We start from the raw sequence: 26985 nt of genomic DNA, 5'->3' as shown, positions 1-26985 counted from the left end.
ATGGGTTCTGCACCAGATAGTTTCGCGCCAATCCTTCTACAACTTTTGCTCGGAGTCGGCTTCTCCGCTCTGATCTTGACCCTTGCCTTCCTCATCAATCCGAAGAAAAAATCGAAACCTCAAGACACCTTTGAATGTGGGGTAACGTATTACGGTGATGCCAGGGGACTCTTCAACATTAAGTTCTATCTTGTTGCCGTCCTTTTCATTCTCTTCGATATTGAAGCGGTCTTTTTATATCCATGGGCAGTGAACTTAATCACTTTTAAAGAAGCTGGTCTTGGAACCTTCTTCTTACTAGAGATGTTTTTCTTTTTACTCATACTTGTTGTCGGTCTATACTATATATGGAAAAAAGGAGCACTGGAATGGGATTAACAGAAACATTATCCAAACCGGGAGAGATGTTTGGCGATATGTTCCAAGTCGCAACACTCGACAATGTAGTCCAATGGGGACAAAGTTTTTCTTTATGGCCTTATCCTTTCGCAACAGCTTGTTGCGGAATTGAATACATGAGCACTTCTTGTTCCGATTATGATATTGCTCGTTTTGGTGCGGAACGACCTTCCTTTTCTCCCCGCCAAGCAGATATGATTTTGGTACTCGGAACCATTACTTATAAAATGGCTCCCGTATTACGCCAGATATACGATCAATTAGCGGAACCAAAATTTGTGATCTCTGTGGGTGCTTGTGCCTCTTCCGGTGGAATGTTTCACACCTATGGTGTGTTACAAGGTGTGGACCGAATTCTTCCTGTGGATGTTTATGTTCCTGGTTGCCCTCCTAGACCAGAAGCTCTTCTCGATGCTCTTGTGAAACTTCAAAAGAAAGTGCAAGGCCAAGGATTGGAAGCAAGACGCCAAGAAGTCATGAGAAAAATCGAAGAAATTAACGAACGCAATAAACCTCTCGTAGTCGCATGAAAGATACCATTACTGAATACATAAACTCTCGGTTTTCTGATGTATTACTCCCGCAAAGGGACATAAACACTAATTTACTTTATTTTAGCATTCAAAAGGAAGCACTCCCTACCGTTGTACAAGCATTAAAGGATCATCCGGAATTTGCCTTCACTTATTTAAATGACCTAACTTCTATCGACTGGCTTGGAAAACGCGAACCTAGATTCGAAGTGGTGTATTTACTTCGTTCTCCGAAAAACAAACACTTCCGTTTGCAACTCCGAGTTCCTGTGGGCGAAGGGGAAGAGGTTCCTAGTTTAGCTGAAATTTTTCCTGCGGCCAATTGGCCTGAAAGAGAAGTGTATGACTTGATGGGAATTCCCTTTTCCAATCATCCACAGTTGGAACGCCTCATTATGCCTGATAACTTCGTCGGCCATCCTCTTCGTAAGGACTATCCTTTAGAGGGTCCCGGTCAAGATTATCTCATTGAAGACTTACTCACCATTCATGTGAGCGAGGATATTACCGGTTAGGCGGTAAGGAATCATTATGGTAATGTACGAAAAAACAGCCGAACACTTTGGCAAAAAATTCAAAGACCTACCGGAAGGTCACCTTCTTGTCAATCTTGGTCCAAGCCATCCTGCCACTCACGGAATTTTACAAAACGTAATTCAAATTGATGGAGAACGAGTCGTTGATACAGAATCAGTCATTGGTTATGTCCATCGTTGTTTTGAAAAATTAGGCGAACGTTATGATTACAATCAGTTCCTAGTTTGTACGGATCGAATGAATTATGTATCCACTCCGCTTAATAATATTGGTTGGATCCTTACCGTAGAAAAGATGATGCAAATCCAAGTTCCGGATCGTGTTACCTATGTCCGAATGATCATTTCGGAACTTTCTAGGATCATGGATCATATCATCTGCAACGGAATTATGGGTGTGGACTTAGGGGCGTTTTCTGGACTTTTGCATTTATTTCACCATAGAGAAAACATTTACCAAATTTTAGAAAAGCTAACAGGCGCTAGGCTCACTACAACCTTTTGTCGTGTGGGTGGAATGGAAAGAGACATCTATCCTGAATTCCAATCGGAAATCAAAACTATTATCAAAGGTTTAAAACCTGCCTTAGATGAATTTGAAGAACTTCTCATTCGCAATAAAATTTTCAATGAAAGAACTGCCGGAATTGGCGGGCTTTCTGCGGAAAGAGCTATCGCATATGGATTTTCTGGACCGAACCTTAGGGCTGCAGGAGTTCCTTGGGACGTTCGAAAAGATGATCCTTATATGTTTTATGATCAAGTGGATTTTGACATTCCCGTAGGTGGGGACGGATCTGCCTTAGACCGCACTCTAGTTCGTATGGAAGAAATGCGCCAGTCGATGAAAATCATCGAACAACTGATCGATGGAATTCCTGAAGGCCCATACCACGCTGATGTTCCACACACCTTTCTCCCACCAAAGGACAAGGTGTATCATAATATGGAAGAACTCATATACCATTTTAAAATCATTATGCATGGAGTGAAGGTGCCTCCCGGGGAATACTATATGGCAACGGAAGCTGCCAATGGCGAATTGGGATTTTATGTTGTATCCGAAGGGGAAAAATCTCCTTGGCGAGTGCATGTAAGACGCCCTTGTTTTTGGTATTACCAAGCTTTTCCTGAGCTTGTTAAGGGTGGTTTACTTGCTGATACCATTGCCACTATGTCTTCACTCAATGTGATTGCAGGGGAGTTAGATTGTTAATGGCTTACCAATTTTCACAAGATTCCGAAAAACGATTCCAAAGGTTGATCCCGCAGTTCCCGAGTAAACGTTCGTTAATTTTGCCATGTCTTTTTTTATTACAAGCTGACAAAGGTTTTGTGGATCAAGAAGGAATGTCTTACATTGCCGAAAGAATCGGAGCTCCCGTATCTCTCGCACAAGTGCATGGTGTTGCTACCTTTTATACCATGTACAATAAAAAACCCGTAGGGAAGTTTCATATTCAAATCTGTGGAAACATCTCCTGTTATCTTTCGGGTTCTGATTCCATCACGGAACATGTTTGTTCTAAATTAGGAATTGAAGCAGGAGAAACTACTTCTGACAAAAAATACACTGTGGATGAAGTGCAGTGCCTCGGTGCTTGTGGGTTTGGGCCAGTGGCTCAAATCAATGATAAATATTATGAAAACCTAACTCCAGAGATCATAGAAAACATTCTCGCTGAATTGGATAAGCAGGTATAAAATGGGACTAAAGAACTTACTCACAACTCATATTGGTGCCCCTGATTCCCATACCTTAAACCATTACCGCACTGTCGGAGGGTATGAAAGCCAAAAAAAAGCTCTCTCTGAGATGACCGCCGAACAAATTGTAAACGATGTAAAAAACTCAGGTCTTCGTGGCCGTGGTGGAGCTGGATTTCCCACAGGAAACAAATGGGGATTCATTCCCAAAACAGACAAACCTAAGTATTTAATTTGTAACGGAGATGAAGGAGAACCGGGAACATTCAAAGACCGACTCTTGATTGAAAAACTCCCTCATATGCTTATCGAAGGGATGGTCATTGCTGCCAAAGCAATTGATTCCCACCAAGGGTACATTTATATCCGTGGTGAATTCCATAAAGGGATTCGTGTGGTGGAAGAGGCTGTGGAAGAAGCTTACAAAGCAGGTCTTCTTGGTAAAAATATCATGGGTCTCGGGTATGACTTTGATTTGGCGGTGTATTCCGGAGCGGGTGCTTATATCTGTGGGGAAGAATCGGCTCTAATCAATTCCCTTGAGGGTAGGAGGGGCCATCCACGCCTCAAACCTCCCTTCCCAGCAGTTTCCGGTCTATATTCTTGCCCCACAGTGGTGAACAATGTGGAAACGTTTTGTAACGTTCCGCATATCATCCGTATGACGGGTGAAGAATACAAAAAGATTGGAACAGAAAAATCGCCAGGAACTAGACTATTTGCTGTCAGTGGACATGTGAAAAAGCCAGGAATTTATGAAGTAGAAATGGGAACTCCTATGAAGGAACTCATTTATGATATTTGTGGTGGAATTAAAAATGATAAAACTTTAAAAGCAGTGATTCCCGGAGGAAGTTCTTCTCCTATTCTCACTGCCGAAGAAGCAATGTCAGCCACTATGGATTATGAATCGATTGCTTCTTTAAAATCGATGTTAGGTTCCGGTGCTGTGATTATTCTTTCTGAAGTTGCAGATCTTGTGGAAACGACATACCGTTTGGCAGAATTTTATTCTCATGAATCTTGCGGCCAATGTACACCTTGCCGTGAAGGTACACATTGGGTGAAAGACCTTCTCCATAAAATCAAAACTGGAGAAGGAACTGAAAAAGATGTAGAACTCATTTTTTCTTTGTCTAGAAATATGGAAGGTGGAACCACCATTTGTCCGTTAGCAGATGCATGTGTGATGGCTGTTCGACCAACCATGACAAAGTTTAAAGGAGAGTTCTCGGCTCGATTGAAAAAGGAAGTGAGCGTCTCTCACTAAAGGTCACCGAAACATTATGGACTGGGCTCTATTACTTGCTTGGGGAATTAAAATCCTCTCATTATTTTTTGTAATCCTAACCGGTGTGGCTTATTATACTCTCGCCGAACGGAAGTTTGCTGGATTCATTCAGGATCGTCCTGGTCCCAACCGAGCCGGAATATTTGGACTATTCCAACCTCTTGCCGATGGAATCAAATTCATCGCAAAAGAAGAAATTTTCCCTAAAAATGTCTCCAAGGGTATGTATCTTTTGGCTCCCACAATCTCGATGACTTGTGCCATTATGGCCTGGGCTGTGATTCCTTTTGGTGGAACTCTTCCTGCACCCGAATGGCTCACGGCACTGACAGGTGTGGCTACAATAGATTTACAAATAGCCAATCCCGATTCCGGTGTTTTGTATATGTTGGCAATTTCTTCCTTATCTGTGTATGGGATAATGATTGCAGGTTGGTCAAGTAATAATAAATATTCATTGTTAGGTGGGGTTCGTTCTACAGCGCAAATGATTAGTTACGAACTTCCGATGGGCCTTTCCATAGTTGTGATTGTCATTATGACTGGGTCATTAAAATTAACAGACATTAGTGATTCTCAAAAAGATATGTGGAACATTTTGTCTCCACCAGGTTTTGTAGCCTTTTTTATATATGTGACTGCTATGTTTGCAGAAACCAATCGCCTTCCTTTTGATTTAGCGGAAGCCGAATCAGAACTGGTTGTGGGTTTTCATACGGAATATGGTGCCTTTAAGTTTGCCCTCTTCTTTTTGGCTGAGTATATGAACATGATTACCATGTCTTGCCTTACCACCTTACTTTTTTTTGGCGGATACAATGTTCCTTTCCATCTAGGTGCGGGTTCCCATTACCAAGCTTTTATTGGACTTGGCTTTTTCATTTTGAAAGTTTTATTTTTTGCCTTTCTATTTATTTGGGTTCGTTGGACTCTTCCGCGTTTTCGTTATGACCAACTCATGAAACTGGGTTGGAAGAAGATGATTCCTTGGGGCCTATTTGCTGTTATGTTTGCAGCAATTTATACGGTATATTGGAAAGAAGGATGGATGAAATTATTTATATGAACCTAGAATCTTCCCCATCCTTTTTATTATTTATCTTTTTTGGAACGGTCACTGTGATTACAGCGCTTAGTGTTGTTTTCCAAAAAAATCCAGTTGTGTCTGCGGTTTCCCTTGTCTTTACCTTCTTTGCCCTTGCGGGGATTTATGGGATTATGGGAGCCCTTTTCATTGCCACCATGCAGGTGTTAGTGTATGCAGGTGCCATTATGGTGTTAATTGTTTTTGTTTTGATGTTACTATCACAAAGAGCAGAAACCTTATCGCGTTACAGAAAACACCCCATTCGTTTGGTTTTACTTTCAATATTTGCTTTTGGTTTTTTCTTTTTATTGTATTCGGCTCTTACCACAGGTGTCCCTCATTCGGACCAAATGGGAAAGGGATATGCACTCACTGAGTATTCCTATCCCATCCAAGGAACAGGCACTGTGAATGCGAAAGGGAATGTGGCAACAGTTGGTGCCTCCACTTATTTAGATTATATTCTCCCTTTTGAAATGATCTCCATACTCTTACTTGTGGCAGTCCTTGGTGCGGTGATCCTCGCCAAAAAACGATTAACGGAAGTAGAACAAACTAAGGATACAGTCCTATGAACCAATTCGTAAACGGCATCCCCATTTCCTATATCCTTGGACTTGCTGGAATATTGTTTTCCATTGGGGTTCTCGGTGTCCTCATTCGCAGAAACATTGTAATCATTTTTATGTCTGTGGAACTGATTCTAAATTCGGTAAATTTAGTGTTTGTTACATTTTCAAAAGCTCTTTCCCATATTTCTGGTGAAACGATTGTATTCTTTGTAATGGCAATTGCTGCGGCTGAGGCAGCGGTTGGACTTGCACTTGTCATTGCCATTTTTCGGCATAAAAAATCCACCAATGTGGATGAACTCCAATCGATGAGATGGTAATCCTATGTTAGATTTATTTCCGTTAGTTGTTCTTCTTCCTCTCCTTGGTTTTTTGCATAATGGTCTGTTGAAGGATCGAATTCCTCATCGGTTTGCAGGCTCCATTGGAACTTTGGCGGTATTTCTGCCATTCCTTATCACCTTAGGTGCGTTTAACGAATTCCGACCAATGGAAAGAACTGCCCCCCATTTGGTTCCAGTTTTTGATTGGATCGTTGTTGGAAATTTTAAATCTTCTTTTGGATACCAAATCGACCAACTCTCTCTTTATATGACTCTCATCATTACCGGCATTGGGTCTCTCATCCACTTGTATTCGATGGGTTATATGAAAGGGAACTTGGGATACAACCGATTTTTTGCTTATTTGAATTTATTCATTTTTTGTATGTTAAACCTCGTACTCAGTGATAACTTAGTGCTTACCTTTCTTGGTTGGGAAGGAGTAGGGCTTTCTTCTTACTTACTCATTGGGTTTGACTATGACAAGAGTTCGGCGGCAGAAGCTGGTATGAAGGCATTCATCCTTAACCGAATTGGAGATGTTGGTTTTATTTTGGGAACCGGATTTCTTTTTTGGATTGGTGGAAGTTTACAATACCTACAATTACAAACTAACTTAAGTGAGATGAGTGAGTTTGCAAATTACGCTAATATTGTGGCCTTGTTTTTCTTTATTGCTGCCATGGGAAAATCGGCTCAGATCCCACTTTATGTATGGCTTCCGGATGCAATGGCTGGTCCTACACCAGTGTCGGCTCTGATCCATGCGGCAACCATGGTGACTGCCGGGATTTTTCTAATCGCAAGACTCAATTTTGTATTTTTACTCGCACCAGAGACTTCACTTTTTATTGCTATCATTGGTGCGATAACAGCGCTATTTGCAGCAACGATTGGTACTTTACAAAACGATATCAAAAAGATCCTGGCATACTCGACGGTTTCACAACTTGGTTTTATGTTTCTTGCAATGGGAAGTATGAGTTATGTAGCGGGTTTATTTCATTTAATGACCCATGCCTTCTTCAAAGCATTGTTATTTTTGGGTGCTGGTTCTGTGATTCATGCACTTCACCATGAGCAGAATATCAAACACATGGGTGGGCTCTTTGGTAAAATCAAAATCACTTCCTTTACTTTTTTACTAGGAACCTTAGCCATTGCCGGTTTTTTTCCTTTCTCTGGATTTTTCTCCAAAGATTTGATTTTAGAAAAAGCTTACACTTATGGAGCCTATGGTTCTATCCTTTGGACTATGGGAATTGTAGCTGCCTTTTTTACTTCGTTTTATATGTTCCGTCTAGTATTCGTTGTATTCTTTGGTAAAGACAATACGGACCCACACCACAAAGTTCATGAATCTCCTTGGACTATGACTTTACCTTTAGTTGTTTTAGCACTGGGTGCGGTATTTGTTGGGTTTTTACAAACTCCTCACTTCTTTTTACATATTGATACTTTAGAAAGATTTTTTGCTCCTGTATTGAACAAAGGGTATGAATTGGCATCAGAGCAGGGAAGCCTTGCCGATCATAAATCTTTAATACACGAAGTGGAACTTTCCCTTGCTGGTTTTTCTGTAGCCATTGGAACTGTTGGACTTATCCTTGCTTATTTTCTTTACCAAAGAAAAGGATCCCCAGTTTCCGAAGACCACACTGGATTTCGTAAGATTCTATTTCATAAATACTATATCGATGAAATCTATGATTTTGTTTTTGTTCGCCCCTTTCTTTTTCTTTCCAGGGGGGTTGCTTTCTTTGTGGATATCAAAGTAATCGATCGATTTTTCTTAGGTATCGGAGGAAGTTTTGGTATCATTGCCAATGGCCTTCGCCGTCTCCAATCAGGTTTTATTGGTGATTATGCATTGTATGTAGTCATTGGTACATTCTGTATTTTAGTGTATTTATTAACGAGGGGGGTGTAAGATGCCGGAACAAATTCTTTCAATTATTATCTTCTTACCGATTGTATCCTCACTACTCATCGTATTCCAGAAACGAGTAGGGACTGTGGTAGTGATTTCTGCTCTTTCTTCTGCATTCACAACCATTCTTTCTGTGGGACTGTTTTTCTTTTTTGATCCTTTCCAGTCAGGATTACAATTTGTCCATTGGATTCCCGATTGGATTTTATCTGGGAAACTCAGTGTGGATTACCATGTGGGACTTGATGGTATCTCCCTTTTACTTTTTGCACTCACTGCTTTTATGTTCTTTCTTTCGAGTATCGCCTCTTGGTCGAATATTCCGAAAAAAATCAAAGAGTTTCATATTTGCCTTCTTGTATTAGAAACTGCAGTTCTTGGAGTTTTTGCTTCTGGCAACTTGGTTCTTTATTATGTATTTTGGGAACTAATGGTTTTACCGATGGTCCTTATGATTGGAATTTGGGGTGGGGAAGAAAGAACGAAAGCTGCTCTCAAATACTTTTTATTCTCCATGGCCGGCTCACTGTTTATGTTAGGTGGGATTCTCACCCTTTACTTCAAAACGGGAAAAACGTCAATCGAATCCTTAGCGACAGCAAGTCTTGGCCTCTATTCGGAACCCTTGCAATGGTTTTTGTTTTTTAGTTTCTTTTTGGCTTTTGCGATAAAAATTCCTCTTTTTCCTTTTCATACTTGGATGCCCGATGTCCACACCCAAGCACCTACTGTTGGTTCGGTAGACTTGGCAGGAGTATTACTTAAGATTGGAGCTTATGGTTTCATTCGCTTTTGTATTCCTTTTTTTCCAGAACAAAGTTTGTTCTCACAAAATTGGATTCAAATCCTTTCTGTCATTGGTATTGTTTATGGTTCCATGGCAGCTCTTGTCCAAACAGATATCAAACGAATCATAGCCTATAGTTCTTTATCCCATTTAGGTTTTTGTATTTTGGGACTCTTCTCTTTCACAAATGAAGGTGTTGTGGGTGGAATGTTACAGATGGTATCCCATGGTGTTTCCACGGGTATGATCTTTCTTATGATTGGTATGGTCTATGAAAGAGCTCATACTAGAAACATTGCTGAGTTTGGTGGGCTTGCCAAACAAATGCCTGTGTTTTCCACTTTCTTTCTCATCGCAGTTTTGTCTTCCGTTGGCCTTCCTGGAACCAATGGATTTGTAGGTGAGTTTCTGATCCTTATGGGAGCAATTAAATCCAATGTTTGGTTAGGTGGAATCGCTGCCACAGGAGTAGTCCTTGGTGCCCTCTATCTTCTCTGGTTTGTGAAACGATTCTTGTTCGGTGTAAGTAAAACCATCCAAGCAAAACCATACAAAGATTTAAGTTTTCGTGAAGTAGGGATTCTTTCCCCTCTCGTTGTTTTTATCTTTTGGATTGGAATCTATCCAAAACCTTTTTTAGAAATTTTACAATCCTCATCAAATGTTTATTTGAATTCTGCTTCGATTCAGTCCATTGCAGAAAGAAAAGACAGCCAAAAAGATTTTCTTGGTGGAACAGCGACTAGGCAATTTTCTGATTATTCTAGTTTGGGAAAAGAACCACTTTCATTTGAAGAAAGACTTGGACCTTTCCAATCGAAATATGCACTTCCTTCATTTGTTTCCTTAAAAACAAATCCACCAAATTTGAATGAAAATTTAGACAATTTGGAAAAATCCATTGAGTCTGATTTTGAATTGGAACCAACACCGAAAGAGTCAATAGGAAACTAACCCATGTCATATACTCCTTCTTCCAATGACCTAATCGCAATTTCTCCCATGCTCATTCTTTGCGGAGTGGCTTTACTATCTCTTGTAGTTCAGTTCCTTGTTCCAAAAGAAGAAGACTCTAAACCCTTATGGGTTCTTTCTGTTCTCGGAATTCTTGGCGCTATGTATGCTTTGTATCATACGACTAGCTCTCCAGGTTACGGTAAGTTTTTTGGATCACAAATATCGATCAGTCCTTTGACTGTATGGCTTAGTGGAATCTATTTGATCGCTGGGCTCATCACTCTTCTCATTGCTCCTCCCTTTTTATCGCAGCATAAAACCTTATTTCCAGAGTTTTTTCCTCTTTTACTTTTTTGTTTATCTGGAATGATGTTTTTAACTTCAGGATATGATTTCATCGTCATCTTTGTGGGTTTAGAAATTCTTTCGCTTTGCCTTTATATAATGATTGGAATGGCGAGAACTTCTGTTTCCTCTTTAGAAAGTGCAATGAAGTATTTTTTACTCGGAACCTTTAGCTCTGGGTTTATGTTACTTGGAATTGCTTTTTTATACGGAGGATCCGGTACAACTAACTTAGATAGTGCCCTTCGAGGACTTTTTTTAAAAGGGTATGAGTCCAATTTTTCTAAATTAGGATTTGGACTCTTTTTAGTGGGAGTTTCATTTAAGGCTGCTCTTGTTCCTTTTCACTCCTGGACACCTGATGTATATGAAGGAGCACAAACACCTATCACTGGTTTTATGGCAAGTGCAGGTAAAGCTTCGGCTCTTGGGCTTTTTATCGTTTTATTCAACCATATCCCTTTGGGTGAAATGGGAAACTCATGGCAATACCTCATGGGTGTCATTGCTTTGGTTTCCATGACTTGGGGAAACATTGTAGCTCTAAAACAAGAGAATCTCAAACGGATGTTAGCCTATTCTTCAATATCCCATGCTGGTTATATTGTAGCCGGAATCACCTGTGGGGCTGGCCTTGAGGCATTGTATTACCTCTTTTCTTATTCACTTTTGAATTTAGCTGCCTTTGCCATTATCTCCTATTTAGAACAGGGGAAACATGAAGTGACTGTCAATGGAATTGCTCATTTGAGTGGCGAACACCCGCTAACGGCACTTTCACTTTCGATTATCTTTTTATCCTTTGCCGGTTTTCCTCCCCTCATTGGATTTTGGACCAAACTTTTCCTTTTGCAAAAGATTGCAGAATCGGATTTGTTATTCAACAGGATTCTCCTCTTTGGGGCTGTAGCAAACTCCTGTGTGGCGTTTTATTACTACATGAAAATCACGATCCAATCCTATATGAAACAGGAAACAGGTTCCGTGGCTGGGGTTCGGGATCTTCCCGCGATGCCGACCTTAGGATTTCTGGTATTTTTACTTAGTTTGTTTTTTACCGTGGGTTGGCTCTTCTTCCAGCCAGGTGCCTTAATATAAATCTGCTATAGCAGAAATAGTTCCAGGATAGCGAAAAACAGATTGATCCATTTGCCGGGATCTAGAGGGTAGTCCATAAGTAGGTAATTTCATATGGCAACCATTCAAAGAAAGACAGAAACTCTCCAAGATGCAGATGCGATCAAGGCGTTCCTTGTTTCCAAGGGACTTGTGTATGAATTCTATAAAACACCAGAGTCTTTGGATTTGATCCTCGGACAAAAGGGCCTAAACGATGCCGAAAAAAACGAAGTCCTTTCTGGATTAGAATACCGATTTGACCAATTGAAAAAAGAACATGGCTATAAGGCCAATGATCTCGTGGTCCTTCATGATGAAGTTCCTGGAATTCAGGATATGTTAGCAAAGTTTGATAAACTTCATATCCATACGGATGAAGAAGTGCGTTATATCATTGATGGCAGTGGAATTTTTGGATTTATTATCGATGGAGAGAGATTTGAAGTTCATGTCAGTAAGGGAGATTTCCTTTCCATCCCTGCCAATACCAACCACTGGTTTACTCTCGACAAAAATTTAAGAATCAAAGCAGTTCGTTACTTCAAAGACAATTCAGGTTGGACTCCCGTCTACGTAGACGAGTCTAAAGTTTTGATTAACGCCTAATACAAAGTTTTTGTTAGGAGAAGCTCGTTCGAATTAATTTTGATTCTATGAGACGGCAGAGTTTTCTGCCGCAATTCCAAACCACTCGACAATGAATTGGAGGGTGGTCCTTCCCTGGTAAAAGTTTTCTTCCAAACACCCCACAAGATCAAAACTTCCATGTTCTGACATAAATTTTTGGAACTCATCTCCCTTATTCCAAACCATATACTTTAAAGAGCCACTCCCAATCAAATGAAACCGTACATGTTTTCCTGCACTGAGTGGTGTTAGGTGGATAGCTTTGGCATTTCGAATTGCAAGTTTGATATCGGGGTTCCCTTGTCCAAAGGGTTCAAGGTCCTTCCACTCTTTCAGAAGTTTTTCACCCATTTCTTCTGTTAGAACTGTAAAATCAGTTTCAATTGTATGAACTGTGGATCTTTCCTTATCCTTTGCTAACCACTCTTTTGCAGTAGGATACAAAGCAGATTCGAATGCGGGTATATTTTCGAGTTTGATAGAAAATCCACCAGCTTCCGGGTGGCCACCAAAATGTAAAAAATGGTTGGAAAGTGATTCTAAAAGTTCCAGAACGTTTTCTCGACCATAGGAACGAATGCTTCCTCTCGCATCTCCATTGTCAGGTGCTAAAAAGATGGCAGGTTTTTTATAGGTATCTACCATTCTTGTGGCAACAATTCCACTGACACCTGGTTCCATATCGGGTTCGTAACAAAAAACAATTTCATTTGTAGTTCGTTCTGCTTTCCGTGCAAAATACCGTTCCACTCGGTCCATATTTCTTTTGGTTCTTTCTTTTCGTTCTTCATTGAGGGAAAGAAGTTGTTTGGCCTTTGTTTTGGCTTCTGTTGTTGTTTCTGAAAGAAGTAAAGAGACAGCTTCTTCTGTTTTTCCCATCCTTCCCGCAGAATTGAGAACAGGACCAATGGACCAACCTAAATCCTTGGTAGTGATTCCGTGAGGATTTAGTTTTAGTTCCTTTAAGAGTTCGGATAATCCTTTTCGTTTTTTATCACCTACATAGAGTTTGGTGAGAGATTGTAAGGCCAATTTTACAAAATGTCGGTTTTCGCCCGTGAGGGGCATCATATCGGTAATGGTTCCAATTCCGGCCAGGTCTGTTTCTTCTTCCAGCCCGGCAAAAAAATCAGGAATTTTCGAACATTGGTAGTAGAATAGTTTTCTTTCCTCATCCACAGGAATGTTCATCGAAAAATCTTCAGGATAAGGTAGGATGGAATTCTCTGTAATCTTTGAATTATCTATAGATTCTTTAGGGATGGATAAACCATTTTGGAAATAGATAGTATCTTTTGTTTTTGAATCTGAATCTGTTACTGTTTTCGCATAGATTCGACCAAACTCTTCACTCAGACGGAAAAGAATCGCAGAAACTAATTTAAACGACAAAACCGCCGTGCAAATTTTTTTTTCTGGATAGATGGAGTCCAATCTTCTTGGGTTCACCAAAGCACAGTTAGTGGGAATTCGCACAGGCACTTCATGGTGGTCGAGTACTATCACACGAATCCCGATGCCCGTCAATTCCTCAATTTCATCGGCCTGACTCGAACCAAAATCAAGTGTGACAAGAAGGTCCGGTTTTACTTTTTTGATTTTGACTAGAGCTTCTTTGCAAAGGCCATATGGATCACTTTCGGAAGATACCATCACTTCTAAGTTACAGTGAGAAAATTCTGGATGGGATCTTAAAAAGAAAGCAAGGAGACAAGTGGAACTCACTCCATCCGAATCACGGTCTCCATACAAAAGAATTTTTTTGCCACCGCGAGCAAACTGGAGTAAAAGTTCTACCGCATCGAATAGATCAGGAAGAGAAAAGGGAGAGTGCAAACAAGAAAAGTCGGAACAAAGAAGTTCCTTGGGATGGATGTTACGAAGGCCCTCTCGTTTATCGACTAAGTAACGTAATAGGGGCCTTTTAGAATCAACTTTGGTTCTTACTTCGGCAAGTAATGGTCCGAAGTGAACCTTGGTTACATGATGCAATTGCCGATAATTTTGGAACCGAATTCTACTTCGAGTCCCGGTGTTTTGATGTCCCCAACGACCTTACCATTTTTTTTAAGTTCCACTTTTTCTTTTGCGTCTACGTTTCCTTTGAGGTTTCCGTGGACTACAAGGCTTCCTACTTCCACATCGGCTTCTACATCACCAGTTTCATCAATGATGAGTTTACCTTGGGATGTGATCGTGCCTTTGAATTGACCTTTGATTTTTAATGTTTGGTTGAAGGAAAGGGTTCCGCGAAACGTGATGTCGTCGCTAATGATGGTGTCTATAGATTCGTCTTTCATCGGTAGGGATAGTCTTGTTTGACAGTTAAGTTTTGGCAACTCTATCGTTTTTGTAACGAAAAGGAAATGGAAAAAAGTTCATATTTTCAGTGTTTTCTCTTGTGTCCCTACTTCAATTCTTGAACCTGGGTCTCAAGTGTAGGAAAAAATAGTGAAAATTAGGCGCTTCTGGAAGTCAGGGTTCATCCTGCTTTTAGCGGTTTTCATCAATCTGAATCTGGTCGATGACCGGTTTGTTTCCCCACTCGAAGATTTGGACTTTCAATACCAATCCTACGAGTTGGAAGAAACGACTCGTGTTCTTACATCTTCTAAAGAATCCAACCAAGTTTTGAAATTAGTTCCTTCCCGTAGGGAACAGTCCCTTGTGAAGATTTCTGTCATCCGTTGGTCTACAATTTCTACAGAACCTGTCTTTTTTACTGAAATTCCTATCTTATTTCACTTTCTTTACCTCCCACCACCTTTTTTGGCTTAATCGTTGCATGTAGATTAGTCTAGAAGTAGAGTCCAAATTTGGTCTCTGCAATGTATTGAATTTCAAATAGGAATTATGTTAGAAAAAATCATTAAGTTTTCCATTCACAAACGAGCCACTGTACTCGTTTTGACAGCAGCACTCACCATCGTTGGTTTTTATAATGCACTTCATCTCTCTATTGATGCCATTCCCGATGTAACTAACGTCCAGGTGTCAGCAGTGACTTCGGTTCCTGGCCTTTCTCCATTGGAAGTGGAACAATTTATCACTTATCCCATCGAACTTGAGTTTAACGGGATGCCGAAAGTGACTGAAATTCGTTCCATTTCAAGAACAGGTGTAAGTTCTGTTACTGTTATCTTTGAAGATGGAACGGATATCTATTTTGCAAGGCAACTTGTAAACGAAAGATTAAAACAAGCAGAGAACTTTATCCCCAAATCCTATGGAAGGCCGGAACTTTCGCCGATTGCAACTGGTCTTGGAGATATTTATGAATTTGCATTAGTTTCCGAAAGCCATACTCCAGAAGAACTCCGAACTGTGATGGAATGGGAAGTAGCAAGACAACTTCGTTCTGTCAAAGGAATCATTGATGTCAACGTTGTCGGGGGAGACGCCAAACAGTTTCAAATCAAAATTGACCCCAAACGTTTGTTATCTCATAATTTAACTCTTTCTCATATTACAGAAGCTCTGGAAGGTGCCAACGTCAACCTTGGTGGTGGATACATCCAAAAAGGCGAAGAGCAGTTTGTGATTCGGGGGGAAAGCCAATTTAAATCCATTGATGATATCTCAAGACTTTCGGTTCGCACTTCAAGAGATGGTATTCCACTTACTCTTGGCCAAATTGCCAAAGTGGAAACAGGGCCAGCTTTACGTTTTGGTCTGAGCACTATGAACGGAAAACGAGAAGTGGTGGGTGGAACGGCAATGATGTTACTTGGTAGCAACTCTCTCCAAGTGGTAAGCCGAGTCAAAGAAAAGATGAAAGAAATTGAATCCCGACTTCCTCCTGGGATGAAGATTCAAGTGTATTATGATCGTTCTGAATTCATTGGTCGAACTCTCTCAACTGTATTTACCAATTTAGTAGAAGCGGCTATTATTGTTCTTGTATGTCTTATTTTAACATTGGGAACAGTGAAGGGTGCCTTTGCGGTAGCTCTTGCCATTCCTGTTTCTATGATGATTGCCACCATTCTTATGAATGCTTTTGGCATTGTCGGAAACTTAATGTCTTTGGGAGCACTTGACTTTGGACTTCTTGTGGATGGTTCCATTGTGATGTTGGAGTCCACTCTTCATGGATTTTTACTTCGCAAAAGTTTCCTTCTATCAAAGACATCAGCCCAAGACATGGAAGATGGGATGGAAGAAGTGATCATGGAGTCTTGTATCAAAGTGGTCAGGGCTTCGGCTTTTAGTGTGGGAATTATTTTACTCGTATACTTGCCATTGATGACTCTGGAAGGGGTGGAAGGTCGGATGTTTCGTCCCATGGCGATTACCGTAGCTTTCGCATTAGGTGCAGCACTTCTTTACTCGATCACAACCTTTCCTGCACTCATGTCTTATATCTATAAAAAACCGATTTTACATGAGTCTGCTTTTTGGGAAAAATTCCAAACTAAGTATGCGGAAGTTCTTACTTATGGAATGAAATTCAAACGTCAATTTACCTATGCAGGTATTGGTGTTGTACTGCTCTCTTTTGCTTTAGCCTCCACTCTCGGTTCGGAATTTTTGCCTAGGATTGACGAAGGAGAAATTGCGATTGATATCAAAAGGTTGCCTTCCACTGCCATCAACCATTCACGTGACTTGAATTTGGAAATGGAGAAGGTGATTCTGAAATTTCCTGAAGCGGTAAGTGTTGTTTCAAGGCAAGGTCGAGGTGAGTCGGCCGCTGAACCAATTGGATCGGAAGAAGGGGAGATGATGGTAAAACTGAAACCCCGTAAGGAGTGGGTTTCTGCCAAAGACCGCGAAGAACTCATGGAACTCATGAAAAATTCGGTGAACAAAAATGTTCCTTCCTCCTACATCAGTTTGTCGCAGCCAATTGAAAACCGCGTCAATGCCTTGTTATCTGGTTCCAAAGCGGATATCGTAATCAAAATTTATGGTGACGATTTAAAAACTCTGAAATCGATTGCTGACAACTATGCCTCCAAAATCAAAAAAATCCAAGGTGCTGCCGATTTAAGAGTTCAAAAACTCCTCGGCCTTCCCTTACTCGAGATCAAAATGAACCGGGGAAATATGGCTCGTTATGGGGTTCGAGCAGAAGAAGTCCTCACAACCATTGAAACGTTACGTGTAGGTGCTAATGCAGGAAAAGTTTATGAAGGATACAAACGATTTGATCTCATTGTGCGTTTGGATGCGGATGTAACCGATATCGGAGTCATTGAAAATGTTCCCGTAATGACAGAGCTCGGTGGGACTGTTCCGCTAGCTCAGGTAACAGACATTATGATGACAGAAGGGCCTGCGGCTCTTTATCACGAAGGTCTCAAACGTAGGATTCTTGTCGAAGTAAACGTTCGAGGGAGAGATATGATAGGATTTGTGAATGATGTACAAGCTGCCACTCAGTCTATTGAATCTAACCTTCCGCAAGGGTATTATGTGGATTGGGGTGGGCAGTTCGAAAACTTCACTCGTGCCAAAAACCGATTGGCCGTTGTAATCCCTATTGCAGGTGCCATCATTTTTGCAATGCTCTTTATTGCTTTTGGAAGTGTTTATTATGCATTGGGAGTTTTTATCTTAGTGCCATTATCCCTTTCAGGGGGAATACTTTCTCTTGTGATCCGGGGTCTTCCTTTTTCCATTCCAGCAGGGGTAGGATTTATCGCTGCTGCCGGTATATCGGTGTTAAACGGGGTTGTGTATGCATCTGCATTAAAAGACCAATTGAAAGTCACAAGAGATCCGTCTAAAGCGGTAGTGGAAGCTGCTGTGTATACTCTTAGAGCAGTAGCTACAACAGAACTTGTGGCAATCATTGGATTTTTACCAATGGCCATTGCTTCCAGCGCGGGTGCAGAAGTGCAAAGACCGCTGGCAACGGTGGTTATGGGTGGTGTTCTTGTCGCAACCATCCTTTCTAGGTTTCTTTTACCGATTGCCTTTGAGTTTTTAGTGAAACTGGCGCAAAGACAAGAAATCCGACAAATGGAACGAGAACGTAAGATGAATGATTACTTTGTAGAAGAAATGAAAAAATACAAAGCTTCAGAAATCCATGATTCCCATGGGCATTCTCATCATTACACAGAAGTGGAAGATCATTCGTCCCAAAACGAAGATGATTCCAAAACAAACAAACAAAATCAGAAATCTAAAAGAAAGAGGACTTAAATGAAACCGAATTATTACGTAGCACACCCTTGGCACGGTTTGGAACTGGGACCCAAAGCTCCCGATGAGTTGGATGTATTTATTGAACTCACCCCACAAGACACTGTAAAATATGAGATTGATAAAGCTTCAGGTTTCATTCGTGTCGATAGACCACAAAAATATAGCAACCGTTCGCCGACTCTATATGGATTTATCCCTAGAACATTTTCTGGAGAAGCTTCTGGAAAACATTGTTCTGATGTAGTTGGTAGGCCAGATATCATTGGTGATGGAGATCCTATTGATATTTGTGTTCTGAGTGTAAATCCAATCACACATGGAAATATGATTTTGACTGTGATTCCCATTGGGGGACTTCGGATGATTGATAAAGGTGAAGCTGATGACAAAATCGTCGCTGTTCTCAAAGGGGACGAAGTGTTCGGTCAAATCAAAGATATCTCAGAAGTTCCGAAAGCTCTCATCAACAAACTCCACCATTACTTTTTGACTTACAAATTGGATCCTAATTCTCCTTCCACAGGCACTGTAGAAATTACAGAAGTGTATGATAGAGCAGAAGCGATTAAAGTCATCCAGTTTGGAATCGAAGATTATATAAAGAAATTTGTAACTGTATGAAACAAATAAGGAAGTTTTTGATCCTATCTCTTTTGGCGATTCAGTCTTTTGCTGTATTTCCAAAAGAAAAGGCAGTGTATGAACTCCATTCGAAAGATGAATTGTTTTTCTTAGGAGAAGATTCTAGAGCCCAAGATTCGAAAGAAAAATGGAACCTGGATGAATTAGAAAATTTTGCTGTCACGAGCAATCCTCTTTATTTAAGGGAAAAACAAAACATTGGTATGGCTCGGGGTGATATCATTACTGCAAGTTTGTATTATAATCCCATTGTCAATATGCAACAGCAGTTTATGGGGGCCTCTGCCAACGCAGCCACCGGAAGACCAGAAACTTCCTTTATTTATAACCAACCTTTTGACATGAGCGGGGTGATTCCTCAAAGAGAAAAGGTCGCCAAACAAGAGTTTTTAGGAACCATTGCTAGTTTTCGGGACTTTGACCGATTGTTTCGGTTGCGCCTTAGACAAAACTTTTGGACTTACCTCTATGTAACAGAGCAGATCAATTACCAAAAAGAATTTTTGGAAAATTACCAAGACCTTTTGGACCTTACAAAACTAAGGGCAGAAAAGGGAGACATTTCATTTTTAGAATATGACCGTTTGGCTTTGGAACGCGTTCAAATTGAACGGGAATACAGAAATGCCCGTATCTTACGAGCCCAAGTGGTAAAAAACCTAAGGATCCTTATTGGAATTTCAGATGTAAATTCTCCACTAAGTATCAAAGGAAGGTTGGAGTTTATTTCCACACGAGAGTTTGGAATTGATTTAAATGATTTTGATATTGAAGAAAGACCCGACTTAGTGGCTTTAAAAATTCGCCAACAAAAAGAACGAATGAATATCGAATTAAAAAAACGTGAAATCATCCCACCTTTAACACTTGGTATCGAGTTTTTAAACAAAGGAAATGAAAATGTAACGGGCGTATATGCAGCAACACCACTTCCTTTGTTTGATCGCAAACAAGGGGAAATTCTAAAGTCCGAAGAATCTTACAAAAAACTAGGATTTGATGTAGATGCCAAACGAAATGAAATCGTTTCGGAAATCTCTGCTGCGATCAAAGAGTTACAGGCACGGGAATCTCAATTATTGGATTACCAAAAAATGGGACTTCTAGAAAAAAACAAAGAAGTTCAGGAAAAGTCAAGGCTTGCATACATTAGAGGTGCATCCAATTTAGTTACGTTTTTAGAAGCTGAGAAAAACTATCTCAGTGTCCTTCGTAGTTATTATGAAATCATTTACCTCTATTACAATGCGTTGGAAGGATACAAGGCTTCTATCGGAAAGATGGATAGCTCGGAGTTTTAAATTTATATGAAAACAGAATTCAATTTTAAGAATATTAGATCCTTAAGCATACTTGTGCTCGTGGGAAGTTTGGCTTACTTCGGCTATTCCAAGTTTTTTGGTGCCGGTAAAAAAACAGAAGCACTGACTGATGATAAATCAAAATTCATGATCTCTCAGGAAATCCAAAAGAATCATCCATTTTCGTTGGTTTATTTGGCTGAAAAAGCTCTCGAAGAGGAACTCCAACTTCCGGGAACTGTTTCTTATGATATGAATAGTGTGGCTAAAGTTGGTTCCCGTGTGAGTGGTCGAATCAATCAGGTGTTTGTGAAGGAAGGGGAACATGTGAAAAAAAGCACGGCTCTTGCTTCCATCCAATCGGTTGAACTCGGAACCACAGAAGCAAATTATTTAAAAGCCAGAGCAAGACTAGAAGCTTTAAAAGTCCAAGCGGACCGAGCGAAAGATTTATATGAAAGAAAGGTAACCTCTGCCAAAGAATATGAAATCTCTTTAATGGATTATAAGTCTGTCAAAGCGGAAATGGAAACATCCAGAAATGCTTTGGAAAACTTAGGTCTGAATGATGCAGAAATTACTAACTTAGAAGCAGGGAAATATAATTCTAAAAATCTATACATTAGAACTCCTATATCTGGAACAGTTACAGTGAGGGAAGCTATCATTGGTCAGGCGGTCAATGCTCGTGACAATTTATTCACAGTTGCTGATTTATCTGTACTTTGGATCAATTTAGAAGTTTATGAAAAAGATTTAGCCTCCATTCGTGTTGGCAATGAAGCAAAAGTAATTCCCATAGGTTCAAAAGATGAATCATTAAAAGCCGTGGTTTCCCATGTGGGAGATGTGATTGATCCGATCAAAAAAACAGCAGAGATTCGATTGGAAGTAAGAAATTCAAAAGGAAGGTTACGTCCAGGTCAAAGTGTAACTGCAACTGTTGTAGGTGCTATGGTAGAATCTTCGGTAAACAAAGCGAAGGTGATCCCTGCTGATTGTATCCATAAAATTGAAGGTGAAAATTATATCTTTGTTCGTAACACTGACGGTTCTTTTTCTGCCAAAAAAATTGGCGTGGGAAAAATCTATGACAATTGGGTTGAGATTACTAATGGAGTGGAATCAGGGGAAGCCATCGTAGAAGAGGGAAGTTTTGTTTTGAAAAGTGAGTATTTAAAGTTATAACTCCTAGTTTTTTGTTGACATAACGCCCATTTCCTAGTTATCTGTTTAGTATGAAAGACCTCACGGAAAAACAAGAATTTGTCCTACAATATATATCGGACACGGTCCGCGAGAAGGGTTTCCCTCCCACCATCCGTGAGATTGGGGACCAGTTCGGAATCACCGCCAAAGGGGCCTATGACCACTTAAAGGCGATTGAAAAAAAAGGTTATATTCGTACTTCTAAAAACCAAAGCCGTGCCATTGAACTACTGAAAGGAAATGGGGAAGAGGCACTTCTCGTTCGTGCTTCGGGTATTCCCCTCCTTGGCCAAGTGGCAGCGGGATCTCCCATCCTTGCCGAAGAAAATATCGAAGAATACATTGCAGTTCCAGAAGATCTCGCGACCAAACCGGGAACCTTTGCTTTACGAGTGAAAGGAGATTCTATGGTGGAAGCTGGTATCAGTGATGGAGACATTGCGATCATCCAAAAAAAAGACACAGCGAGGAATGGGGAAATCGTAGTTGCCATGATTGAGAACGAAGCTACCCTGAAAGTGTTTTATAAAGAACCAGATATGATCCGTCTGGAACCAAGAAACGTGAAACTAAAACCCATTCGTACCAAAAAGGCTACGATAATTGGGAAACTAATCGGACTCTATCGCATTTACTGATTGACCAAACCTTGGTTGGGAGTGAGTTTAGAAGGGATGTCGAAACATCTCTTCTCTTTCCCAACATTTCTCCTTCTTTCCCTTATCCTCTCTTGCGCACCCAAAAAACAAGAAATTGATGCCTATGATTTAAAACGTGTCTTGGAACGGTTTGCTCAAAATCGAATCCAAACAGGACTTATGGCTGATACCAAAAGACCCACTCCTACAGACATTGCACTTTTCGAAGAAGCTTGTGAAGTTTACCGGTTGTCCATCCCAGAAGCAAAAGAAATGTTAAAAAAAGAAAACAAAGCCCTATACGAGTCAATTTATGGAAATGAATAAAATCAAAATATCCGAACGTTTGGTTTGGGGAAGTATTACCCTCTGTTTGGTGACACTTGTTTTTGTTGTTAGCACAGAGAAAGTAAAGGCCATTTCCACTGATGGGGAAAAATACTTACAAATTCTTCATGAAGTTGTATCTTATATTGAAAATGATTATGTGGACCCACAAGAAGAGAAAAAAATCTATACTGGGGCAATCCTTGGAGCCTTACAGAGTTTAGGTGATCCTCATACTCGATTTTTAGATACCGATGAATTCGGTGAATTACAAAATGAAACCAAAGGAAGTTTTGGTGGAATTGGTGTTGAGATTAGTTTCCAAGAAAATGCCTTTATCATTGTTGCACCTATTGAAGGAACTCCTGCATGGAAAGCCGGTCTTCAACCCCAAGACAAAATCACCGAGATCAACGGTAAAAGCACCAAATCTGTTTCTCTATCGGAATCTATCGCAATGATGAGAGGAGAAGTTGGATCTTCCATATCTATGAAAATAGAAAGAAAGGGAATCAAAGATCCTTTTGTTGTAAACTTAGTTAGAGAACTGATCCAAATCCGTTATGTAAGATCCCATTATTTGCCTGAGGCAGAAACAGGTTATATCAAACTTGTTCAGTTTATGGGTAAAGAAACCACAGCCAAAGAATTTGCAACAGCAGTTACCAATTTGAAGGAAGCTGGTGCCAAAAAACTAGTGATTGATTTAAGAATGAATCCTGGTGGGCTTTTGGATTTGGCAATTGATCTAGCTGATCTTTTTTTACCACCTGAGGCAGAGATTGTATCTGTGAAAGGTCGCGGTGGTGTACTCGTCAAAAGTTATAAAGCAGATAAAAAAGAGAAAAAGTTTTTAGACATTCCTATTGCTATTCTTGTGAATGGCGGGTCTGCCAGTGCTTCTGAAATCTTAGCAGGTGCGTTAAAAGATCAGAAACGCGCTGTGGTTGTAGGTACCCAAAGTTTTGGAAAGGGAAGTGTGCAGTCGATTTTTCCGCTTTCTGGGGGAACGGGAGTTGCGATTACCATTCAAAAATACTACACTCCATCCGGTGTGTCCATTCACGGAAAAGGAATCACACCTGACTATATCATAAATCCGATTGCCGCTAGTGAAGATGAAAAGTATGCTTTAGAAAAACTTTTTAAAAAGAATTTAATTCGCCCATTTTTAGAAACACATGCTGAATACAACGACGTTGCTTTATCTGATTTTGCAGCGATTTTAAAAAAAGAAAATCTTACGATTTCGGATTCGGTTTGCCGTATTTTTTTATTCAATGAAATGAGAGCTGGTTCTTCCAATTCAAAACCTCGATTGGATTTAGATACCCAACTTGCGGAAGCCATTCGCGTTTTGAAGTAATGGCCTACGGGTTAGGAATTGAATCTAGCTGTGATGAAACTTCCGTTGCCATCGTTCGTGATGGTAGGGAACTACTTTCCCTAAAAGTATATAGCCAAATTGATTCCCATTCCCCTTACCGGGGAGTGGTTCCAGAGATTGCTTCCCGAGCCCATTTAGAAAAAATCAATTCAATACTATCTGTATCCATGGAAGAGGCAGGCGTTGAATTTTCTGATTTGGAATACGTAGCAGTTACCAGCTATCCGGGGTTAGTTGGGTCTCTGATGATTGGGGCACAACTCGCACGTTGTATTTCATTGGTTCATAATGTTCCGATTGTTGCAGTCAACCATCTCGAGGCACATTTGGCTGTGATTGGTTTGGAAAGAGAACTTCCTCCATTTCCTTGGCTTGGAGTACTTCTTTCTGGCGGAAATTCTTCTATTTATTTATACAGGGGGTTTGGTGATTTACAAATCCTTGCGGACACGGAGGACGATTCTCTCGGAGAAGCCTTCGATAAGGTGAGTGCAGTTCTAAACCTTCCTTATCCCGGTGGTCCCTATCTAGAGGCCAAAGCTAATGCCTACCAAGTAGACAAGGCGGAAGTGAATCCTTTTCCTAAACTTTTAAAGGAAGATGGGGAAGATCGGATTCGGTTTTCTTATAGTGGGCTTAAGACTGCTGTTCTCTACTACTTGAAGGCAAATTCCATAGCCCCTCCTGTGGAAAAAATTTCCTACTTTTTCCAAAAGACTGCTTTTGAATTGGTCACTCGCAATATCCGCAAAGCCATTCAAAAAACGGGAATTCGGACTGTAGTGGCAGCCGGAGGGGTACTTGCGAACGGGACCCTTCGGGAGTGTTTGGAAGCGGAAAAAAACAGGTCTAAATTTGACCTATTTTATCCTGGCAAAAAAATTTACTGCACAGATAACGGAGCGATGGTGGCATGTCTTGGATACCACCTTTGGAAACAAAAATCTTTTGTGGGGCTCGACTTTAAGGTAAGCCCCAAGCGAAACTTTGAACAAATAATATGAAACTAAAACTTACCTGGATTCCAAATACACTCACTCTCGGAAACTTAACCTTAGGGTTTGTTTCTATGTTACTTGTTGCCGAAACAAATCCATCGCAACCAAATTCCCATGAACTTTATACGCTAGCAGGAGTGTTTATCATCTTAGCTGCGTTATTCGATGGATTTGATGGGATGGCTGCGCGTGCGCTTAACTGTACAAGTGAACTTGGTGCTGATTTAGATAGTTTAGCAGATCTAACCACTTTCGGAATTGCGCCCGGATTTTTGTCATACAAAATGTTCTTTTATGATATCAAATTGGATATCTTTGACAAACCTGACTATTTTCCTTTGGGGATGTTTATTGCCGCTTTGTATCCGATCTGTGCGGCTTATCGGTTGGCACGTTTTAATGTAGCTCACGATCCAAAATCATTCAATGGACTTCCTTCTCCTGTAGCCGGAGTTGTCATCGGAATTTTTCCTTTAGTATTTTCTGTATCTCAAGTTCCATTATGGACGGCAGTATTGTTTTTTGTGATTACAGCTCTTCTTATGGTTTCCACATTAAGATACAGCAAACCACAAGTGGCCATCCGGGGACTTTTTTCTTGGAAAAAACTAGGGATTAGTATTGTAGGTCTTGGACTTTTATTGCTCGCTATCGGTTTTTACCGTTGGCCCTATGTAATGTATGGAGCAGTTGGGTTTTATGTGTTTTCTGGGATTGTTTCGTTTCTCATTCAAACGATACAAGATTACCGAGTTTAGGTTTCTTCTTTTAGCTGGAAGATATCCAGTAAATTGGCAACAGTAAATATGGTTCGAACTTCAGCGGATAAATGGATGATGCGAACCTGTTTCTTTTTTTCTTTTGTCCAACTGTAAGAATGGAGTAGGATTCCGATTCCGGATGAATCTAGATAACTCAAATTTTTAAAGTCTAAGACCAGCTCTTGGACTTCCGGTGAATCAATCAGTGTTTTTAAATCGGTTCGAAATTTCGGAGTGTCTCTTAGGGACAAGGATCCATTCAAATGGACGATGGCCTTATCGTTTTCTCGATTGATTTCATACTGAAACATAACTTCAGTTAAGACAACATCTGAAAGAGTCAAATACAATCAAAAAACGTTTGATTTTTCAAAAAAGGACTCTAGAAAAAGAGCAATGAAAATCAAGTTTTGGGGTGTCCGCGGTTCCATTGGTTCACCCATTCGGCCTGAAAGTGTTAAACATAAAATAGAAAAAATTCTTTCTTTGGCAAGTCCTACTGACATTCAAAACGAACAGAGTATCCATAGTTTTCTAGATTCTTTAAGTTTTTCTTCCTCATCAACTTACGGTGGTAATACGACTTGCGTTGAAATTCGCGACAAAGAAGGAAACCTGATCATCATTGATGGGGGAACTGGTCTTAGGGAACTGGGAAATCAAATTATGGCTTCTGATTTCGGAAAAGGCACTGGCCATGCCTATTGGATTTTAACACATACACATTGGGATCATATCCAAGGAATTCCATTTTTTGTTCCTCTCTTTTTACCAGGAAATCATTTTGAATTTATTTCTTGTATGAACGATGCAGAAAAAAGATTAGAACACCAATTTGTATTCACACATTTCCCAGTATCCTTTGATCATTATGCGGCTAAAAAAACCTTCCAATACTTAGAAGAAGGAGAGACAATCGCTCTAGGCCCACATATCCAGGCTTTCAGTAAAGCCGTACGTCATCCGGGCGGAAGTTTTTCTTATCGGTTTATGGAAGAGGGAAAGGCAATCATCTTTGCCTCCGATGCGGAATTCAATTTAGAAGAGATGGAAAATATTGATACTTATATCGATTATTTCCGCGATGCGGATGTACTTGTTTTTGATACACAATACACGTTTGAAGAATCTTTACAAAAAATTGATTGGGGTCATAGTTCGGCATCCATTGCTACAGACATTGCCCTTCGTGCTAAGGTAAAAAAACTAGTCATGTTTCATCATGATCCATCCTACGACGATGAAAAGTTGGATTTGGTTTATTTGCGTGCTCTCAAATACAAAGAGATGTTTGATCCTCATGGTAAATTAGAAATCATTATGGCTTATGAAGGTTTGGAGATAGAGGTTTAA

At 40.3% G+C, this 26985-nt stretch carries 27 protein-coding genes; 24 read left to right on the top strand and 3 right to left on the bottom strand.

What is annotated here, in order from left to right; genetic code table 11:
• The 13 genes from LEP1GSC203_RS12860 (at position 1) to LEP1GSC203_RS12800 (ending at position 12192) form a co-directional block, all read left to right on the top strand.
• The gene (locus LEP1GSC203_RS12860; RefSeq protein WP_039937993.1) at positions 1–378 is read left to right on the top strand and encodes an NADH-quinone oxidoreductase subunit A; all 378 of its coding nucleotides are present in this window, start codon (positions 1–3) and stop codon (positions 376–378) included.
• Entirely contained in the window at positions 369–929 is a 561-nt protein-coding gene (locus LEP1GSC203_RS12855) for an NADH-quinone oxidoreductase subunit B (protein ID WP_002974150.1), read from the top strand. Before LEP1GSC203_RS12860 ends, LEP1GSC203_RS12855 begins: the two co-directional genes overlap by 10 nt.
• Complete coding sequence (locus LEP1GSC203_RS12850) at positions 926–1447, top strand: NADH-quinone oxidoreductase subunit C (RefSeq protein ID WP_002973961.1); 522 nt, start codon at positions 926–928, stop codon at positions 1445–1447. Before LEP1GSC203_RS12855 ends, LEP1GSC203_RS12850 begins: the two co-directional genes overlap by 4 nt.
• A gap of 16 nt (positions 1448–1463) precedes the next feature.
• Complete coding sequence (locus LEP1GSC203_RS12845; protein ID WP_198008573.1) at positions 1464–2684, top strand: NADH-quinone oxidoreductase subunit D; 1221 nt, start codon at positions 1464–1466, stop codon at positions 2682–2684.
• Positions 2684–3172: an NADH-quinone oxidoreductase subunit NuoE family protein gene (locus LEP1GSC203_RS12840; protein ID WP_002973725.1), complete on the top strand. Its 489-nt coding sequence runs from the start codon at positions 2684–2686 to the stop codon at positions 3170–3172. The genes LEP1GSC203_RS12845 and LEP1GSC203_RS12840 overlap by 1 nt, the downstream gene beginning before the upstream one ends.
• Before the next feature lies 1 nt (position 3173).
• Positions 3174–4445, top strand: coding sequence for an NADH-quinone oxidoreductase subunit NuoF (nuoF, locus tag LEP1GSC203_RS12835; protein WP_002973795.1), 1272 nt, complete (start codon positions 3174–3176; stop codon positions 4443–4445).
• Positions 4446–4461: 16 nt separating this feature from the next.
• Positions 4462–5532, top strand: coding sequence for an NADH-quinone oxidoreductase subunit NuoH (gene nuoH / locus LEP1GSC203_RS12830; protein WP_002973618.1), 1071 nt, complete (start codon positions 4462–4464; stop codon positions 5530–5532).
• The gene (locus LEP1GSC203_RS12825; protein ID WP_002974489.1) at positions 5511–6128 is read left to right on the top strand and encodes an NADH-quinone oxidoreductase subunit J family protein; all 618 of its coding nucleotides are present in this window, start codon (positions 5511–5513) and stop codon (positions 6126–6128) included. Before nuoH ends, LEP1GSC203_RS12825 begins: the two co-directional genes overlap by 22 nt.
• A complete protein-coding gene (gene nuoK / locus LEP1GSC203_RS12820; protein WP_002974388.1) occupies positions 6125–6445 on the top strand; it encodes an NADH-quinone oxidoreductase subunit NuoK in 321 nt (106 codons plus the stop codon). The genes LEP1GSC203_RS12825 and nuoK overlap by 4 nt, the downstream gene beginning before the upstream one ends.
• 4 nt (positions 6446–6449) lie before the next feature.
• Positions 6450–8378, top strand: a complete 1929-nt coding sequence (gene nuoL / locus LEP1GSC203_RS12815) for an NADH-quinone oxidoreductase subunit L (RefSeq protein ID WP_002974514.1) — start codon at positions 6450–6452, stop codon at positions 8376–8378.
• Position 8379: 1 nt separating this feature from the next.
• Complete coding sequence (locus tag LEP1GSC203_RS12810) at positions 8380–10119, top strand: complex I subunit 4 family protein (protein WP_002973588.1); 1740 nt, start codon at positions 8380–8382, stop codon at positions 10117–10119.
• 3 nt (positions 10120–10122) lie between these two features.
• Positions 10123–11565: an NADH-quinone oxidoreductase subunit N gene (locus LEP1GSC203_RS12805; protein ID WP_002973605.1), complete on the top strand. Its 1443-nt coding sequence runs from the start codon at positions 10123–10125 to the stop codon at positions 11563–11565.
• A 93-nt stretch (positions 11566–11658) separates the two neighbouring features.
• Positions 11659–12192: a cupin domain-containing protein gene (locus LEP1GSC203_RS12800; RefSeq protein WP_002973612.1), complete on the top strand. Its 534-nt coding sequence runs from the start codon at positions 11659–11661 to the stop codon at positions 12190–12192.
• A 45-nt stretch (positions 12193–12237) separates the two neighbouring features.
• Here the strand turns inward: LEP1GSC203_RS12800 and recJ are convergent, their stop codons facing one another.
• Positions 12238–14205 carry a single-stranded-DNA-specific exonuclease RecJ gene (gene recJ / locus LEP1GSC203_RS12795; protein ID WP_002973980.1) on the bottom strand — a complete coding sequence of 656 codons (1968 nt, stop codon included), beginning with the start codon at positions 14203–14205 and terminating at the stop codon, positions 12238–12240.
• Positions 14193–14513: a bactofilin family protein gene (locus LEP1GSC203_RS12790; protein WP_002973855.1), complete on the bottom strand. Its 321-nt coding sequence runs from the start codon at positions 14511–14513 to the stop codon at positions 14193–14195. The genes recJ and LEP1GSC203_RS12790 overlap by 13 nt, the downstream gene beginning before the upstream one ends.
• Positions 14514–14664: 151 nt before the next feature.
• Between LEP1GSC203_RS12790 and LEP1GSC203_RS12785 the strand changes: the two genes are divergently transcribed.
• The 10 genes from LEP1GSC203_RS12785 (at position 14665) to LEP1GSC203_RS12740 (ending at position 25629) form a co-directional block, all read left to right on the top strand.
• Positions 14665–14991, top strand: coding sequence for a hypothetical protein (locus LEP1GSC203_RS12785; RefSeq protein ID WP_002974338.1), 327 nt, complete (start codon positions 14665–14667; stop codon positions 14989–14991).
• A gap of 75 nt (positions 14992–15066) precedes the next feature.
• Positions 15067–18366: an efflux RND transporter permease subunit gene (locus tag LEP1GSC203_RS12780; protein ID WP_002974156.1), complete on the top strand. Its 3300-nt coding sequence runs from the start codon at positions 15067–15069 to the stop codon at positions 18364–18366.
• Positions 18367–18990, top strand: a complete 624-nt coding sequence (locus LEP1GSC203_RS12775) for an inorganic pyrophosphatase (RefSeq protein WP_002973771.1) — start codon at positions 18367–18369, stop codon at positions 18988–18990.
• On the top strand, positions 18987–20312 hold the full coding sequence (locus LEP1GSC203_RS12770; protein WP_002974393.1) for a TolC family protein: 1326 nt from the start codon (positions 18987–18989) through the stop codon (positions 20310–20312). The genes LEP1GSC203_RS12775 and LEP1GSC203_RS12770 overlap by 4 nt, the downstream gene beginning before the upstream one ends.
• Before the next feature lie 6 nt (positions 20313–20318).
• A complete protein-coding gene (locus LEP1GSC203_RS12765) occupies positions 20319–21500 on the top strand; it encodes an efflux RND transporter periplasmic adaptor subunit (protein ID WP_002973847.1) in 1182 nt (393 codons plus the stop codon).
• A gap of 50 nt (positions 21501–21550) precedes the next feature.
• On the top strand, positions 21551–22159 hold the full coding sequence (gene lexA, locus LEP1GSC203_RS12760; RefSeq protein ID WP_002973753.1) for a transcriptional repressor LexA: 609 nt from the start codon (positions 21551–21553) through the stop codon (positions 22157–22159).
• Positions 22160–22195: 36 nt separating this feature from the next.
• Entirely contained in the window at positions 22196–22486 is a 291-nt protein-coding gene (locus LEP1GSC203_RS12755) for an LA_1448 family UV-C exposure upregulated protein (RefSeq protein ID WP_039937992.1), read from the top strand.
• Between the two features lies 1 nt (position 22487).
• Positions 22488–23852: a S41 family peptidase gene (locus LEP1GSC203_RS12750; protein WP_039937990.1), complete on the top strand. Its 1365-nt coding sequence runs from the start codon at positions 22488–22490 to the stop codon at positions 23850–23852.
• A complete protein-coding gene (gene tsaD, locus LEP1GSC203_RS12745; RefSeq protein WP_002973874.1) occupies positions 23852–24877 on the top strand; it encodes a tRNA (adenosine(37)-N6)-threonylcarbamoyltransferase complex transferase subunit TsaD in 1026 nt (341 codons plus the stop codon). The genes LEP1GSC203_RS12750 and tsaD overlap by 1 nt, the downstream gene beginning before the upstream one ends.
• A complete protein-coding gene (locus tag LEP1GSC203_RS12740) occupies positions 24874–25629 on the top strand; it encodes a CDP-alcohol phosphatidyltransferase family protein (protein ID WP_002973985.1) in 756 nt (251 codons plus the stop codon). The genes tsaD and LEP1GSC203_RS12740 overlap by 4 nt, the downstream gene beginning before the upstream one ends.
• On the opposite strand, the gene LEP1GSC203_RS12735 is transcribed toward LEP1GSC203_RS12740, so the two are convergent.
• Complete coding sequence (locus LEP1GSC203_RS12735; RefSeq protein ID WP_002974005.1) at positions 25626–25943, bottom strand: STAS domain-containing protein; 318 nt, start codon at positions 25941–25943, stop codon at positions 25626–25628. The two genes, LEP1GSC203_RS12740 and LEP1GSC203_RS12735, sit on opposite strands and share 4 nt — an antisense overlap.
• Positions 25944–26028: 85 nt before the next feature.
• Here LEP1GSC203_RS12735 and LEP1GSC203_RS12730 point away from each other — a divergent pair, with 85 nt between their 5' ends.
• Positions 26029–26985 carry an MBL fold metallo-hydrolase gene (locus tag LEP1GSC203_RS12730; protein ID WP_002973805.1) on the top strand — a complete coding sequence of 319 codons (957 nt, stop codon included), beginning with the start codon at positions 26029–26031 and terminating at the stop codon, positions 26983–26985.

This window comes from Leptospira terpstrae serovar Hualin str. LT 11-33 = ATCC 700639 (assembly GCF_000332495.1).
In the GTDB taxonomy this organism is placed as follows: domain Bacteria; phylum Spirochaetota; class Leptospiria; order Leptospirales; family Leptospiraceae; genus Leptospira_A; species Leptospira_A terpstrae.
Note: the sequence above shows the minus strand (reverse complement) of the source record. Positions and strands in the feature narration are given on the sequence as shown.